Source organism: Bryocella elongata, assembly GCF_900108185.1.
Classification (GTDB): Bacteria; Acidobacteriota; Terriglobia; order Terriglobales; family Acidobacteriaceae; genus Granulicella; species Granulicella elongata.
Genome location: NZ_FNVA01000008.1, coordinates 225,376 through 242,067, shown reverse-complemented (window position 1 = coordinate 242,067; position 16,692 = coordinate 225,376). Strand labels below are relative to the sequence as shown.

At 63.8% G+C, this 16,692-nt stretch carries 8 protein-coding genes; 6 read left to right on the top strand and 2 right to left on the bottom strand.

The annotated features are described in order from the left end of the window. Window positions 1-162 precede the first annotated feature (162 nt). The 4 genes from C4S68_RS23835 to C4S68_RS20740 all read left to right on the top strand — a co-directional run bounded on the left by C4S68_RS23835 (window position 163) and on the right by C4S68_RS20740 (window position 8,938). A complete protein-coding gene (locus C4S68_RS23835; protein ID WP_103935033.1) occupies window positions 163-2,448 on the top strand; it encodes a tetratricopeptide repeat protein in 2,286 nt (761 codons plus the stop codon). A gap of 286 nt (window positions 2,449-2,734) precedes the next feature. After that, window positions 2,735-6,271: a TonB-dependent receptor gene (locus C4S68_RS20750; RefSeq protein ID WP_103935032.1), complete on the top strand. Its 3,537-nt coding sequence runs from the start codon at window positions 2,735-2,737 to the stop codon at window positions 6,269-6,271. A 141-nt stretch (window positions 6,272-6,412) separates the two neighbouring features. Next, window positions 6,413-7,660 (top strand): glycoside hydrolase family 5 protein, encoded by a 1,248-nt coding sequence (locus C4S68_RS20745; RefSeq protein WP_235011759.1) that lies wholly within the window; start codon window positions 6,413-6,415, stop codon window positions 7,658-7,660. A gap of 120 nt (window positions 7,661-7,780) precedes the next feature. Further along, entirely contained in the window at window positions 7,781-8,938 is a 1,158-nt protein-coding gene (locus tag C4S68_RS20740; protein ID WP_103935030.1) for an ROK family transcriptional regulator, read from the top strand. 138 nt (window positions 8,939-9,076) lie between these two features. On the opposite strand, the gene C4S68_RS20735 is transcribed toward C4S68_RS20740, so the two are convergent. Then, window positions 9,077-10,276, bottom strand: coding sequence for an alginate lyase family protein (locus C4S68_RS20735; RefSeq protein WP_103935029.1), 1,200 nt, complete (start codon window positions 10,274-10,276; stop codon window positions 9,077-9,079). Between the two features lie 223 nt (window positions 10,277-10,499). Here C4S68_RS20735 and C4S68_RS20730 point away from each other — a divergent pair, with 223 nt between their 5' ends. Both C4S68_RS20730 and C4S68_RS20725 read left to right on the top strand, forming a co-directional pair. Next, window positions 10,500-13,001 carry a glycoside hydrolase family 2 protein gene (locus C4S68_RS20730; RefSeq protein WP_103935028.1) on the top strand — a complete coding sequence of 834 codons (2,502 nt, stop codon included), beginning with the start codon at window positions 10,500-10,502 and terminating at the stop codon, window positions 12,999-13,001. Then, the gene (locus tag C4S68_RS20725; RefSeq protein ID WP_103935027.1) at window positions 12,991-14,157 is read left to right on the top strand and encodes a glycoside hydrolase family 88/105 protein; all 1,167 of its coding nucleotides are present in this window, start codon (window positions 12,991-12,993) and stop codon (window positions 14,155-14,157) included. The genes C4S68_RS20730 and C4S68_RS20725 overlap by 11 nt, the downstream gene beginning before the upstream one ends. A gap of 161 nt (window positions 14,158-14,318) precedes the next feature. Here C4S68_RS20725 and C4S68_RS20720 read toward each other — a convergent pair whose 3' ends face one another. Continuing rightward, a complete protein-coding gene (locus C4S68_RS20720) occupies window positions 14,319-16,382 on the bottom strand; it encodes an alpha-L-arabinofuranosidase C-terminal domain-containing protein (RefSeq protein WP_103935026.1) in 2,064 nt (687 codons plus the stop codon). Window positions 16,383-16,692: the final 310 nt, after the last annotated feature.

Here is a 16,692-nt window from a genome sequence, read left to right as displayed (position 1 = left end):
CGTCTCGCTTCTGAGACGTGGGTTCGCAGGATGCCTGATGTCTTCACCATCCGGGTGCCCCGGATTCTCGGACCCGGGCTCATTTGTGGCAACCGCGGTCGTCAGGTACGACTCCTTCTGTCATCCTGAGTGCAAGGCCGCGAGCAACGATAAGACAACGACGTGACACGCAAACTCTGGACCATCGGCCTCACCGCCTTCTGCCTCGCAGGAGCCGCGGCCGCATGGCTCTTCCTGCACCCGCACCCCTCATCGACTCCCACCACAGCCTCCGCCTACGCCGATCCCCAATCCTGCGTCCGCTGCCATCGTGATGAGACCGCCGGCTACAACGAAACCGGCATGGCCCACGCCTTCTACGCGCCCACAGCCGCCACCACCATCGCCGCTCCGGCACAGACCCGCACCTACTTCCATCCCGCGTCCTCCACCTCCTTCTCCCTCACCGCGCACGATGGCAGGTTCTTCCAGCGCCGCTGGCAGAAGGGCTTCGATGGCCGTGACGATAACGTAGAAGAGCTCTCCATCGACTACGTCATGGGCAGCGGCAATCACGCCCGCACCTTCCTCCATCGCGAGCAGGACGGCACCCTCATCGAGCTTCCCCTCGCCTGGTACTCCCAAAACGGATCCCAGCAAGGCGGCGAGTTCGCCATGAACCCCGGCTTCGACAACGCCACTCCCATGACCCGCCGCGTCATCGCCTACGAGTGCATGTTCTGCCACAACGGCTACCCCGCCATCCCCGATCCCACGCATCGCGATCTCTCCGCCAAACCCGTCTACACCTCGCTCCCCATGGGCATCGACTGCCAGCGCTGCCACGGCCCCGGCGCCGCACACGTGCAGGCCGCCTCAGCCCGCAAGCCGGACACCGCAAAGATCCACGCCACCATCCTCAATCCCGCACACCTCTCCAACGAGCGCCAGATGCAGGTCTGCGAGCAGTGCCACCTCGAGACCACCAGCACCCTCCTGCCCGACCGCATCCGCCGCTACGACCAGCATCCCTTTGGCTACGATCCCAACCAGCCGCTCAGCACCTTCAACGCCTACTTCACCCGCGATCCCGCCCACGGCCCCACCAACAACGTCGAGATCGTGAACGCCGCCTATCGCCTCAGGCAATCGAAGTGCTATCTCGCCACCAGGGGCGCGCTCACCTGCGAGCTCTGCCACAATCCCCACGACCTCCACAAAGGTCCGCAGAGCACCCAGTTCTACGCCAACATCTGCCTCAACTGCCATGCCACCAAGCTCAAGCAGCTCGTCGCCACGAAGCAGCACACCGACTCGCAGCAGTGCACGTCCTGCCACATGCCGCAGCGCCGCACCGAAGACGTCATCCACGCCGCCGTCACTGATCACCTCATCCAGCGCAGCGCTCCTGCACGACCACTCGCCGAGCTGCACGAAGCCACCTCGCGCTATAACGGTCCCGTCCTCCGCTACCTGCTCGATGGCGAAACCCCGCGCCCCGACGATGCGCTCTACAACGCCGTCGCCCAGGTCATCGACTCCAGCAACAACAGCGCAGCCCCACAGCTCGCCACCCTCCTCGATGAGCAGAAGCCGCGCGAGCCCGCCTTCTACATCGAGCTAGGCGACGCACTGCGCCACAACGGCCAGCTTGACGCGGCCATCGCCTCCTATCGCAAGGCCCTCGAGCTCGACCCACAATCCTCCCGCGCCGCCCGCCGCCTCGGCGTCGCCCTCGCCGGCGCATCGCGCCCCACCGAGGCCCTGCAGGTCCTCACCACCGCCATCGCCTCCGATCCCACCAACGAGCTCCTGCTCTACGAACGAGCCCAGGTCGAAACCCACTCGGGCGATTCGACCTCCGCCATCTCCGACCTTCGCAAGGCCCTCACCCTCCGCCCGGACTACGCCGACGCCCTCAACAATCTCGGCTCACTCCTCGCCCAGGCCGGCCAGTCGCAGGAGGCCGAGTCCGCTCTCCGCCAGGCCGTCTCCATCAACCCCTACGACGCCGCCGCGCGCTCCAACCTCGGCAAGCTCCTCAGCGCCCAGGGCCAAACCGGCGAAGCCGCCTTCCAGCTTCAGCGTGCCGCCTCCCTCGCACCCTCAGACCCCGCCCCGCACCTCGACTACGCCATCCTTCTGCTCGGCAACGGCCACATCCCCCAGGCCAAAGCCGAGATCCACGCTGCACTCACCCTCAATCCCCACTCCGCTCTCGCGCTCGACCTCTCCGGACAGCTCGCCCGCCTTCGCGGAAAGCTTCCCCAGGCCCTCGCCGCCTTCCAGGCCGCCGCCCAGGCGGATCCCTCCTTCGCTCCCGCCCAGCTCGACACCGCTGAGACCTTCATCGAGCTCGGGGACCTACGTCAGGCTCTTCCCTGGCTCCAGAAGGCCAGCCTCTCCACCAACCCGGCCGTCGCCCAGCGCGCCGCACAGATACTCTCCCGCGCTACCCCCTCGAAATGATTGGATCATTTTGCCCCTTTCGAGCCGGGGTCAACGTTTGAGCTTTGCTCGATCTCAAGACTAACGTTTGACTAGCACCTGTTCATTTTGTCCAAGCTACGGATTATCGTTGACAATCTTGCTCGCCCTGCGTTTTTATAGTGGACGCTCCGGATCGAAGTTAAGCGATTGTCTTTGAACAATCGGAAGTCTGTCCGAAGCTCGTGTTTTGAGCACCAAAAGCCAAAACAGTCCATGGCAAACTGGCGCCGCGAGTTTTCGCAGCGCGTTTCTCGGAGGTAATGCAGTGATCTCTTCTTCTTTCCCAGTCAGGAAGTCGCATCGCGCTCTGCGCTTGCTCGGCCTTCCTTTGACCGCGGGCAGCCTTGTGCTGGGCGGTTGCGTCGTCGCGACCCCGTGGCTCCTTACCAGCCCCGCTCTCGCCCAGAACACCAACGCCACCATCCGCGGTCAGGTGCTCGATCCCGCCGGAGCTTTCCTCCCCGGCGCAAAGATCGTCATCCTTAACAAGAACACCGGCGTCACCGTCTACAGCGGAACCTCCGACTCCGCGGGCGCCTTCGTCGCGCCTCAGGTCATCCCCGGCACCTACAAGGTCACCGTCGATGCCACCGGCTTCAAGGAGTCCGTCGCCGATGACCTCGTCGCCACCGTCGCGCAGGTCGTCTCCATCAACGTCAACATGCAGGTCGGCGCCGTCAGCGACGTCGTCAGCGTCAGCGCTGAAGGCATCGAGCTCGAGCGCTCCAGCTCCGAGATCTCCACCCTCATCACGCCCGCCGACGTCCAGAACGTTCCCCTCGTCGGCCGCGCTCCGGAGAACCTGCTGGCCTTCATCCCCGGCGTAGCCCACGGCGGCGCCGGCGATACCCCCAGCACCTCGCAGCTGTCCATCAACGGCAGCCGCACCTTGAACTCCGACTTCCTGCTCAACGGTGTCTCGCTGATCATCGCCTCCACCGGCACAGCGCTCGCGCTGCCTTCCCCGGACGGCATCGACCAGTTCCGCCTGCTCTCCACCAACGCCCCCGCCGAATACGGCCGCACCGCCGGCGCTGTGCTCTCCGCCAACACCAACTCCGGCACCAACACCTTTCACGGCAACGTGTACTACCTCATGCGCAATGAGGACTTCGACGCCAACACCTACTTCAACAAGTTGAAGCCCATCGGCAACTCGCCCTACACGCCACGCGCCAAGGATCGCTTCTTCCAGGTCGGCGGCTCCCTCGGCGGTCCCGTCCGCATCCCCAAGATCTACAACGGCCGCGACAAGACCTTCTTCTTCGTCAACTACGACTACACCATCCAGCCCAGCACCTCATCCTTCACGGATACGGTCCCCACAGCCGCGCAGCGCACCGGCGATCTCTCTGCAGCTCTTGCCGGGACCTCCCCGGTCGACGGCTCTTCGCGCACGGCCGTCAAGGTCTATGCACCCGGCACCAGCGTCGCATACGCCAACAACCAGATCGGCCCCATCGATCCCGCAGCCGCGAAGATCCTCGCCCTCGTCCCGCTGCCCAACACCACCGGCACCTACGACAAGACCAACAATCGCTACACCAGCAACTGGACGACGCAGCAGAACAACACCTCGAACTACCTTCGTCTTGAGGCCCGTGTCGACGAGCAGATCACCACTCGCGACCGCGTCAGCGTCAACCTCTATCGCTACACCAACACCTCGCCCAACGCGGTGAACTACAACCAGGACGCCTCCGGCAAGACCCTTTCCTTCGCCACCGCGCTCCTCAACACCACCTGGGACTGCTCCTGCTCCAACGCCTGGCTGCCTTCGGTCGACTACACCCGCACCTGGTCCGACACCCTCGTCATGGACCTCAACATGGGCTTCTTCCGCTACGCCACCTTCCGCAACCCGCCGGGCACGCACCTAAGCGCTGCCTCCGCCACCGGCATCGCTTCGCTGCCCTTGGACCAGATGCCCGAGCTCACCTCGCCCGGCTTCAGCAACCTCGGTGCGGACACCAATACCAACCAGATCAACATCACCAACACCTACACGCCCTTCGGAAGCATCACCAAGATCTGGGGCCCGCACACCTTCAAGATCGGCGCCTCCCTGCGCAAGAACCAGTTCAACTCCTATAACCCGGCCTCCAGCCCGGAAGGCAACCTGAGCTTCGACGGCTCCATCACCAACCAGGGCGCCACCGGCAACGCCACCACCGGCCTCGCTGACTTCCTCCTCGGAAAGATCAAAACCGGCAGCTACGAGCAGCCTCAGCCGCCCACCGGACGACGCAACTGGAACGTCGGCGTCTTCCTCCAGGACGACTACAAGGCCACCTCCAAGCTCACCCTCAACCTCGGCATCCGTTGGGAGTACGAGTCCCCGCTCACCATCGCGCACAACATCTATAGCCGCTTCGATCCCGCCACCGGCCAGATGCTCGCCGCCGGCATCAACGCCAGCCCGTCGCTCAACATCAACACCCCGAAGAACGACTTCTCGCCCCGCGTGGGACTCGCTTATAGCGTCGACCAGAAGACCGTCATCCGCGCCGCCTTCGGCACCTTCTTCGGGACCATCTTCCAGAACCTCGGCGGCCAGGTCGCCTTCCCGGGCTTCGACAACAACATCAGCTACAACAACCTCGGCACCGGCGTCGCGCAGCCCTTCTCGCTCTCTCAGGGCTTCCCACTCACCGCCGCCGTCGTCACCAACGATCCTCGCCAGTCGCCCGTCTACCTGGCAGCCACCGACTCTTCGCCCTACAGCATCTCCGGCGTCGAGTTCAACTACATGTCCAAGATGCCCGTCGTCGAGCAGTGGAACCTCGGCTTCCAGCGTCAGCTGCCCCTCGCTCTCACGCTTGAGGTCAACTACGTCGGCAACCACGCCGTGCATCTGCCCTACAACGTCCCCTACAACATCGTTCCGCTCTCCAGCGTCGATGCTGTCACCCTCGCCAACACCACCAAGGCCTCGCAGGACGCCAAGCCCTACCCCACGCTCGCCAGCTGGACCGGCGTCGACCACGTAGGCAACTCCAACTACAACGCCCTGCAGGCCACCGTCCGGCGCGACTTCTCCAAGAGCCTCGCCGTCCTCTCCAACTACACCTATGCCAAGAGCATGGACGACGGCTCCACCATCTACAACTTCTCCGCACCCTTCGGCACCGCCAACGCGCAGTACACCGCCACCGGCGCCTACCGTGCGAAGGACTTCACCGTCTCCAACATCGACGCCACCCACACCCTCAACATCGTCATGATCTACACCACCGCCGGTCCCTGGTGGCTCAAAGGCTGGCACATCTCGCCGGTCTTCGTCGGCCACACCGGCCTGCCCTTCAACATCACGCAGAGCGGTGAGATCTCCAACGTCTCGCAGCAGCGCCCCAACGGCGATCCCTCGCACCTCAAGCTCGCCAATCCCTATCTCAACGGCGCTGCCCTCCAGTACCTCGACAACCCCGTCATCGACACCAGCAGCTTCCCGCTCACGCCCTCGGGTCCCGTCTACACGACCATCAACGGCGTTCGCACCCGCATCGTCTCCACCGGCTTCGGCAACGTGCCCAGAGACTCCAACCGTGCGCCCGGCGAAGTCGACTTCGACGCCTCGATCTCCAAGGACTTCCAGGTATGGAAGGCTCTGAAGTTCCAGCTTCGGCTCGACGCCTTCAACGTCATCAACCACACCAACTTCACCCAGCCCAACTCTTCGCTGTCCGTCACCACGACGGCCAACTCCACGGCTGCCACCTTCCTCAGCAGCTCAACCTTCGGACAGATCACCGGAACGCAGCCCGCACGTAAGCTGCAAATCTCCGGCCGCTTCTTCTTCTAGATCGCCTCAGCGGTGGGTAGCGTGGGTGCAGGCCTCAGCACCCACGTCTTCCCACCGTTTCTTTTTGCCCTACAAACGCTCAACCTTTGCGCTTCACCCATAGCTTCCGCCACAATGCTCCCGCCCTTTGGAGGCACCACGTTGTCGAGCTCTGTCCTTCGTTGCTTGAGCCTCGCGCTCGCACTCTTCGCTTCAGCCTCCACCTCGGCCGTCCACGCACAGTTCGTGCACACCCAGGGCGCTGAAGTCCTCGACGGCAGCAATCAGCCTCTCCATCTCAAGGGCACCAACCTCGGCAACTGGCTCGTCCCCGAAGGCTACATGTGGCACTTCGACGGTGGCCCCGCCTCCCCCAAAGAGATCCACGCCTTCGTCACCGAGCTCATCGGCCCCACCCGCGCCGACGCCTTCTGGCACACCTATCGCCAGAACTACATCACCCAGGCCGACATCCACTTCATCCGCGCCCAGGGCTTCAACATGGTCCGCGTGCCCATCCATTGGGAGCTCTTCCAGACCGACGACGCCGAAGGCTTCCAGCTCCTCGATCGCCTCCTCGGCTGGTGCCGCGCCGAAGGCCTCTACGTGATGATCGATCTCCACGCCGCTGAAGGTGGACAGACCGGCTACAACATCGACGACGGCCACGGCTATCCCTGGCTCTTCCTCGATCCCGGCATGCAACAGAAGACCATCGACCTCTGGGCACGCATCGCGAAGCACTACCGCAACGACCGCATCGTCCTCGGCTACGACCTGCTCAACGAGCCCATCCCTAACTGGCAGGGCTACGCCCGCTTTCACCCCATGCTCGAGCCGCTCTACAAGCGCATCGCGACCGCCATCCGCAAGGTCGACACGCATCACACCCTTGTCCTCGGCGGCGCCCAGTGGGACAACGACCTCAGCGTCTTCGGCCCTCCCTTCGACGCCAACATCATCTATCAGACCCACACCTACAACGTCGGCGTGAATCAAGAGAAGCTCGCCCCCTGGATCGCCTTCCGCGCCAAATACAACGTCCCCGTCTGGCTCGGCGAATCCGGCGAGAACCCCGACGAGTGGGTCGCCCGCTTCCGCACTTTGCTCGACGCCAACTCCATCCCCTGGGCCTTCTGGCCCTACAAGAAGATGCAGGCCACCTCCTCGCCCATGACCTTCGCTGCACCCCAGGGCTGGGACCAGATCGTCGCCTACGCCAGACTCGCCCACACCGGCGGAGACGCCGGCTCCAAGCAGCGCATCACCAGCCGCCCGCCACAACAGCTCATCGACGCCGCCATGGACGAGCTCCTCCACAACATCCAGTTCCCCAACTCCACGCCCAATGAAGGCTACATCCACGCTCTTCTGCCCAACGCTCCAGTCACTGTTGCGCCGAAGAACTAAATCTCAACCCACCGCATCATCCTCGTTACCGTAACGCCGCTGCCTTTGTCCCAACGCCGTACAGTACAATCCTGCTGATTCGCAAGAGCCTGTATTTCTCGTCTCTTGTCCAGGTCCCTCATGTATTCCACCTCGCTCCCGACGCACCAGAAGACCGCCACCAACCGCACGCCGCGAGAGATCAATCGCAGCCTGGTGCTCAACATCCTCCGCAAGCAGCAGCCCATCTCCCGCGCCGATCTCGCACGCGTCTCCGGCCTCCAGCGCAGCACCATCTCCCTCATCATCGAGGAGCTCATCGCTGAGCGTCTCGTGCTTGAAGGCTCCACCGCACGCCTGCCCCGCGGACGCCGCCCCACCTACCTCCAGATCAACCCCCAGCGCGCCATCCTCGCCCTCGACATCCATCCCGAGCAGGCCACCCTCGCCGTCTCCGACCTCTGCGGCAAGATCGTCGAGCAGCGCCTCATCAACATCCCCAGCGACAACCGCTCCGTCGCCGCCATGGTCAACGCCGTCAAGCGCACCCTCGCCGAACATAAGGACAAGACCTTCGACGGTATCGGCATCTGCCTCCCCGGACGCACCGATCCTCAGACCGACAAGCCCATCTTCGCCCCCAACCTCCACTTCCCCATCGCCGACCTCAGCAAGCGATTCATCGCAGCCACCGGCCTCCGCGTCGAAATCGACAACGTCGCCAACGCCTGCGTCCTCGGTGAAGTCTGGTTCGGGGGCACCGAGACCAATCACGACATCGTCGCCGTCAACGTCTCCGAAGGCATCGGCACCGGCATCCTCGCCAATGGCCAGCTCCTCCGCGGAGAGCACGGCATGGCCGGCGAATTCGGCCACGTGCAGCTCATGCCCGATGGTCCCCTCTGCGGTTGTGGCAGCCACGGCTGCTGGGAGATGCTCGCCTCCAATCGCGCCGCAATGCGCGACTACGCGGCCAATGGTGGCAACGGCATCAGCACCTTCCCTGCGCTCCTTGGCCTCGCTCAGTCCGGAGACAAACACGCCGGGGCCGCGCTCGAACGCATGGCCACCAACCTCGGCAAGGGCCTCCGCGTCATCGTCGCAGCCCTCGCACCCAAGGAGATCGTCATCGTCGGCGACATCACCTCCGTATGGCATCGCGTCGGACCCATCATCGACTCCACCATGCGCAAGGATCTCCTCCGCGCCAACACGAGTCTCCGCCCGGCCTACGACGGCAACCTCGCCCGCCTCCGCGGCGCTGTAGCCCTCGTCCTTACCGCCGGGGCCGTGAGCTAGGAAGCGAAAAGACCACGCGATCTCACCTCATCGCTCACGGCTCTCGACCTCATCGCTCATGGCTGTCGACCTCATCGCTCAACAGAACAAGCTGCCCCTCGCACTTCCTGGATACCTCGGCCCTCTACAGATCAGGCCTCACCCCACCCGCGAAACCCAAAGCACCGGCTGCCGCACCGGGAAGTTCCGTATGATCTCCGCCACCACCGGATCCGGGTTCAGCCTGCGCCACAGCTCGACATAAGCGCGATCCCTATACGCCAGCCCAGCGAACAGCAAGCTCGGCTGCCGCACCGGAAGATCGTCAAAGTACTCCACATCCTTCGCAAACGGCCACGCCGCCTTGTCACGGATGTAAGGCGCCATGAATGCCACGACACTCGCAATCCCCTGCCCCTGGGCAGTCTTGAACCGCCACAGGTCTCCCTCACCACGTTGGCCTTCGCTCAGGACCTGGCAACACGTCGCCAGCACATCCATGTTGAACAGCGAGTAGCTGTACGGCTTGGTTCGCGCCAGCTCCAGCGGCAGCCTGCCATCCGCTCCCACCTGCTCCGGAATCAGGTGCTCCCGGTACCGCGTCCTGCAGAACTCCATCCACCCGATGTCTCCCACATACGCAGCAAACGCCGCCACCTGCGCCACCCAGCACGTGCCGTGGTTGTTCTTCGCGTCGCGTTCTTCCTGGCCGTTCTTCGAAGTCATCATCCACCGGGTGTACTGCCGGAACCACTCACGCACTGCGGTCTGCGTGGCTGCATCCATCACGCCCGCATGCTCCAGCCACATCGCAGCCCTCGCCACCTCCACAAGGTGCAGCGTGTCGATGATCCCCACACCCCGCCCGGGCGTCACCCCTTGGATCGCCTGCGCATGTTCCAGGTTCGGGTGCATCAGCGTGTCTTCATCCACAAACCACGCCCGCAGATGCGCCGCCGCATGCTTCGCATACACGCTATTCTTCGTCAGCACCCACGCCGCCGTCAGCGCCGGCATCTGCACGCTCAGCCGGATCAACAGCTCCCGATGCGCGTTGAAGTTCGCAGGGTTCGAGTACCCATCGCGCCGCACATACGGCCCATCCGGATTCTTCTCATCCGGCCACCAGTAGTCGCCCTCAGAGAAGTAGTCGTGCGCCCCGCCTGTGCTCCGCGGCGACGACACCGACGTGATCGTCCGCGGCTCCTCGCGCAGATACAGCTCCGCCGCCTTCAGCACGCGCCCGCGGTCCACCGCGGCCGCATCCACAAGCGGCGTCTCGCGCGGACTTCCCCACGCACTCCGGCCCGCAACCGCCGCAGCGGCCAGCCCTCCAGCAAGAAACTCTCGACGTCGCATCCCGCGTAGTCTCCTCTCCGCCCCCATGCCTCGTCAACCTCCCTTCGCCTAAAAAGATTCGGTTCCATGTGCCATGCCGGATGCGGTATCCTTCCGCTGCCTGGGCTTTGTTGTATCTTCCAACTTTTCCTCGCTCGACGTCCGAAATCTTCAATTGAAGCGTTTGTCTAGCAAGAAACGCGGCTCTCATCAAATTTTCACCCATGACGGCGGAATTTCGCACATGAATCGACGCACCTTCCTCAAAAGCAGCGCCTCCGCCGCTGCACTCGCCGCCTTGCCCTTCCCCGCGCTCGCATCCGCACAGCAGGCCGAGCGCTCCGCGACCCATGACCTCGTCCTCGACAGCAACTGGGAGTTCTACCGCGGCCCGCTCGACGGCCGCCAGCAGGTCTGGCACAGCGAAGAGCTCGTCACCTGGGAGAAGGTCTCGCTCCCGCATTGCTTCAATCACTACGACGCCTGCGACCCCGACGCTCCCGCCTATCGCGGCCTCGGCTGGTATCGCACGAGGCTCGCCGTCGCGAACCCTTATTCCAACGGCCGCACCTTGCTCCACGTCGAAGGCGCAGGCCAGCAAGCCGAGGTCTGGCTAGGCGGCACGAAAATCGCCGAGCACATCGGCGGCTACGACGAGTGGATGGTCGACATCACCGACCACACCAGCGCCCTCAAGCCCAACGAGCCGCTCCAACTGGCCATCCTCTGCGACAACGGCCGCAATATCGACCGCATGCCCTCCGACCAGAGCGACTTCACGCTCTACGGCGGCCTCTATCGCCCCGTCCATCTCATCTACTTGCCCGCGGTCTCCCTCGAAGCCGTCCACACTCACATCGACTTCGAGCCCGACAAGCCAGCAGCCATCTCCATCACCGCACGCCTCTACGCTCCGCAGCCCGCAACTGGCGAGCTCGACCTCACCATCACCCTCCTCGACCCCGCCGGTCGCACCGTCCACACGCAGCACGTAACACGCGCTCCCTGGCAGGGCGAGATCGAGCTCACGAGCACCACGATCAAAGCCCCGAAGCTCTGGTCCCCCGGCGAACCCAACCTCTATCGCTGCGAGGTCACCCTCGGTACCGGCGCGGATACAACCAGCGCCTCGCATCACTTCGGCATCCGCCACACCCGCTGGCAAGACCACGGCCCGTTCTTCCTCAACGGCCAGCGCCTGCTCCTCAAAGGCTCGCAGCGCCACGAAGACCACGCCGGCACCGCCGCGGCCATGTCCGCCGAGCTCATCCGCGAAGAGTTCCGCCTCCTGAAGGCGATGGGCGCTAACATCGTCCGCCTCGGCCACTATCAGCAGCGCGCGCTCGTGCTCGAGCTCTGCGACGAGCTCGGCCTCTTCGTCTGGGAAGAGCTCTGCTGGTGCCGCAGCGGCATCGTCTCCGAGACCTTCGAAGCCATGGGCAAGCGCATGCTGCACACCCTCATCGACCAGCATCGCAATCATCCCAGCGTGCTCATCTGGGGCCTCGGCAACGAGGACGACTGGCCCACCGAGATCAACATCAACGATCACGAAGCCATCCGCCGCTACATGACCGAGCTGCGCGACCTCGCCCACGCCCAGGATCCCACCCGCATGACCGGCTACCGCCGCGGCGACTTCGTCAAGGACATCCCTGACGTCTACTCGCCCTCCATCTGGGCCGGCTGGTACTCCGGCGTCTACACCGACTACGCCCCCGCGCTCGAGAAAGCCCGCAACATCGTCCCCCATCTCCTCCACGTCGAGTGGGGCGCCGACTCCCACGCCGGCCGCTTTGCCGAAGAGCCCGATCCCGCCATCGCCCACGTCCCTCCCAGCAGCGACCCCGCCGAAAAAGGCCTCGCCTACAAGCCCTCCGGCGGCGACGCCCGCGTCTCCAAAGACGGCACCTGGACCGAGACCTACGCCTGCGACCTCTTCGAGTGGTACCTCCGCACCATCGACAACACGCCCTGGCTCACCGGCGCGCTGCAATGGTGCTTCAAGGACTTCACCACTCCCCTGCGCGTCGAAAACCCCGTCCCCCGCGTGAACCAGAAGGGCCTTATCACCCGCGACATGCAGCCCAAGGAAGGCTACTTCGTCTTCCAGTCGTGGTGGTCGCAAAAGCCCATGCTCCGCCTCTTCGGTCACAACTGGCCCGTCCGCTGGGGCGCGGAAAATCAGCCACGGCTCGTCCGCGTCTACTCCAACTGCCCCGAGGTCGAGCTCTTCGTCAACGGCGTCTCCGCAGGCAAACGCAAGCGCGATCCCAACGACTTCCCCTGCGCCGGCCTGCGCTGGAACGCCATCTTCCGCCCCGGAGACAACGAGCTACGCGCAGTAGCCCACACCCACGACGGCCAGCAACTCACCGACACCATCCGCTTCCGCTACGAGACCCGTCCATGGGGCAAGCCCGCGAAGCTCGCGCTCCAACTTCACAGCCTCTCCGGCAACATCGCCACCGTCGAAGCCGAACTCCTCGACACCAACGGCGTTCGTTGCCTCGACTCCCGCGCCCAGGTCCGCTTCGCTCTGGCTGGCAACGGCCGCCTCCTCGACAACCTCGGCACGCCCACCGGCTCTCGCGTCGTGCAGCTTTACAATGGCCACGCACACATCTCTGTAGCTACAACGAGCCCTGCTGTCATCTCAGTTTCCACGCAGGATCTTCCCCCTGCGTTCCTTACTCTTGCTGGCGCCCTCGCTGCCCATTCTGTTGGAGGATCCAATGCTTCATAACCGGTTGTCCCTGATCGCAACTGCTTCCTGCTGCCTCGCCGTCACCACCGCTGCCTTTGCCCAGAAAGCGCCTGAAAAGCCGATGTCCGGCAAGGACATCACCGCCGCAGCCGGCAACTCTGCCCCCGACGCCTCCGGCATGGCCAACCTCTCCCCGGCGATAAACAAGAAGGCCATCGACAAGGCCATCCGCACCGTCGCCGATTGGCAACTCGTCAACGCCAAAGGCAAGTTCAATCAGGACTGGACCTACGCTCCGCTCTACCTCGGCCTGCTCGCCGCGACCGATGCCACCGGCGACAAGAAGTACCACGACGCCGTGCTCGCAGACGCGCAACGCTACGAGTGGAAGCTCTGGAACAACCGCCCGCTCCACGCCGACGATGAAGCCATCGGCCAGTCCTACGAGAAGCTCTACGCCGAGAAGAAGGATCCCGCCCGCATCGCCGACACCCGCGCCACCTTCGACCGCCTCGTCGACTACCGCGACAATCTCGACAAGGACCTCTGGTGGTGGTGCGACGCCCTCTTCATGGCGCCTACTGGCCTCGTCAAGATGTCCGTCATCACCGGCGACCACAAGTACATCGACGCCATGGACCGCGAGTGGTCCCTCACCCAGAACCACCTCTACGACCCCAAGCAGAAGCTCTTCTACCGCGATGCCACCTACTTCGGCAAGCACGAAGCCAACGGCGAAAACATCTACTGGACCCGCGGTAACGGCTGGGTACTCGCCGGTACCGCAAACGTCCTCAAGGCCATGCCCAAGAACGACCCCCTGCGCCCGAAGTACGAAGCCCTCTTCAAGGACATGGCCGCCCGCATCGCCGAACTCCAGCAGCCCGACGGCCTCTGGAAGCCCAGCCTCCTCGACCCCACGCATTACCCTCTGCCTGAGATCTCCGGCTCCGCCTTCTTCGCCTACGGCCTCACCTGGGGCGTCAACAACGGCCTGCTCGACCGCAAGACCTACGGCCCCGTCATTGAGAAGGCCTGGGCCGGCATGCTCCAGCACGTCTACGCCGACGGCCGCCTCGGCTGCATCCAGCCCATCGGCGCCGCTCCCGGAGCCTTCACCGAAACCTCCAGCTACGTCTACGGCGTCGGAGCCTTCCTCATGACCGCGGAAGAGCTGAAACACTACGCCAGGTAGCAAAGAACGTGGGCCCGCATCTTCTCAAGATGCGGGCCCACTCACTCCTGTATCCAACCTGAATACCTCCTACCTCTACAGCCAGATCCTCTACCTCACTCTTTGCTCCTACCTGGACACCTCGCACCTCTATAGCTCAAGCCGTTCGCTCGCGCCCTCCGCTACTTCGCGCTCAGCGTAATCACCGTCACCGACTCATGCGGCAGCGTCACCTTCAGCGGCGCACTCTGCGGCACCACCATCCCAAACGGCACCGGCACCACACGCTGCGGCTCCACCTCATCGTTCATCACATAACGAGACGCCGCCGTAATCTGCTGCACAAACGCCTGCCCCGCCGCAAAGTTCCCCACATCGAAGCTCGCCGGCTCATCTACACTGATGGACCGGTTCACACAGTACAGCGTCAGCGTCTTCCCATCGACGCTCCGCGTCGCGGCAACGTCGATATACGGCACGTCGTTGGCATCCGCATACCCCTGCGTCCCGTTCTTCACGCTGTACGTGCCAGAGTCCGTCACCACAGGCAACACCGTCTGCCCCTGCGCCTGCGAGTACAGCCCGAACGCGTAGTACGCAGGCGTCCCAAATACCTGCTCCTTGCGCTTCCAGATCCCCGCAAACTCCATCAACCCCGTCATGTCCACCAGCTTGATCTCCTGGTTATGCCGGAAGTACGTGTTGAACGTCGCCGCGATCATCACCGCGCCGCCCTCATTGCGGCTGCTGGGGCTTTCGTTCGTGAAGTTCCGTTCGCCCTGGCCCTTGCTGTTGAACAGCCACTCCGTCACCGCGAAGTGCGTGTTTTTGTAGCCCGGCTTCGCATCCAGCTGCGCCTGCATGCGGTCAAAGTTCTTCCCCACCGCGAACGGCACCGCATACGCCGCCTGCGCCATAAAGTCCGGCGTATACGGCGTCAGCTTCACATGGTTGGTCCCCGTGATGAAGTGCGTCGTAATCAAATCCTGCGTCCCCGCCGGATTCGCAATCAGCGCCGCATTCCACCTCTCGAATCCATCGGGAGTTCCGCCCGTCGCCATCAGCGTCGCATCGCCAATCACCGGCCGCAGCGCTTTGCTGAACTCCAGCGTCCTCGGCCCGATCTCATCCACCGTCGGATATCCCACCTGCCAGTGCCCGTAGAGCTCATTGCCCATCTCCACGATCATCGGCCCGTGATACCGCTCGCGCACATACTTCATCCACTCCGCAGCCTCTTCCGGAGTGCCGCTGCCCTCGTTCACATTGAACTGCGGCTCCGCATGCACCAGCTGGCAGAACTGCAGGAACTCGTCGGTACCAAAGTTGTTGTACTCCGGTATGCCCCACGCGATGTTCTCCATCGTCACCCGCTTGTCCAGCGGCCCGACGCCATCCTTCCAGTGGTAGTAGCTCGAGAAGTTCCCGCCCAGCCGCAGCTCCTTCATGTGCATCGCCGCGGCCATGTGCACCACATCCGGATCCAACGTGCCCATCGCATCCGCAGGCATCAGCGAAATCTGGTCCACATCGATCCGTCCCGTGCCTTCCACCGATACCGCGAACCGCACCGGCTCCAGCCGGCGCACCTGTCCCGGCTTAAGTTCAATCGTCGCGGTGTACTTCGTCCATTGGTCCGCGCCCGCATCCACGCTGGCCTCTGCGATCACATCATTCGACTGCATCGCCCGCAGCGATAACGTGAGCCTCGCCGGTCCGCTCACGTGCTTCGCGTAGATCGATACGTTGTACTTCAGCGCGCGCGGCACCGGCAGGTATACCCTCTGCGCAATTCCCGTCAACTGACCCGGCACGCCCATGATCTCCAGCGACTGCCAGCTGTTTGCCGCGTTGCCAACATGCAGCTCATAGCGGTTCCCCGCCGCCGCATTCAGCGGCGCCCACGGAATCGGTATGCCCGTCTGGTTGCTGGATTCAATCAGCTCCGGTTGATCGCGATAGATCTGCTCCACCATCGCGTGGTTCCACAACCCGGCCTCCAGGCTGCCATCCACCAGCACCTCAGCCACAACACCGTTGTCGATCGAATAGTCGATCGGCTCAATGAACGTCCCAAAGATCCGTTCCGGAACCTTGCCGAGATCGCCGCCGGCATCGACATGCACGTTCACCACGGGCGGCATCGGCTTGCCTTCAGTCACCTGCGCTGAGACGGGCGCGGCAACCGCCAGCAGCGCGGCGCCAAGAGCAATGGGGAGCGAGGAAAGTATGAGGTCAGATCGCATATGTAATCGTTTACGCAACAACGCTAGGCGGACACGACGCACCTGTCAAGCGAACTCCTCCACTCCATACCCTTCGCATTCAATCCGGACTCCACTTTGTGTATGATAGCCATCAACATGCGCGCTTCTCTCTCGCTCTTCGGCATCGCTGGCCTTCCGCTAACCGCGGTGGTTGCCTGTTGTTGCCCGCGTGCCTGTTGTCCCTGCGCCATCTAGCGATCTCTTCAGGATCCGCTTCGTCACACGCCCCAGAGAATCTGTCGGACTGCATTCGCACGCCATAGCCGGGCCGTCTCACTGCGCATTTCCG

Excerpts from the sequence above, each read along its gene's own strand:
- C4S68_RS20730 (WP_103935028.1), top strand. The coding sequence starts at position 10,500 with ATGAATCGACGCACCTTCCTCAAAAGCAGCGCCTCCGCCGCTGCACTC.
- C4S68_RS20725 (WP_103935027.1), top strand. The coding sequence starts at position 12,991 with ATGCTTCATAACCGGTTGTCCCTGATCGCAACTGCTTCCTGCTGCCTC.
- C4S68_RS20735 (WP_103935029.1), bottom strand. The coding sequence starts at position 10,276 with ATGCGACGTCGAGAGTTTCTTGCTGGAGGGCTGGCCGCTGCGGCGGTT.
- C4S68_RS20720 (WP_103935026.1), bottom strand. The coding sequence starts at position 16,382 with ATGCGATCTGACCTCATACTTTCCTCGCTCCCCATTGCTCTTGGCGCC.
- C4S68_RS20740 (WP_103935030.1), top strand. The coding sequence starts at position 7,781 with ATGTATTCCACCTCGCTCCCGACGCACCAGAAGACCGCCACCAACCGC.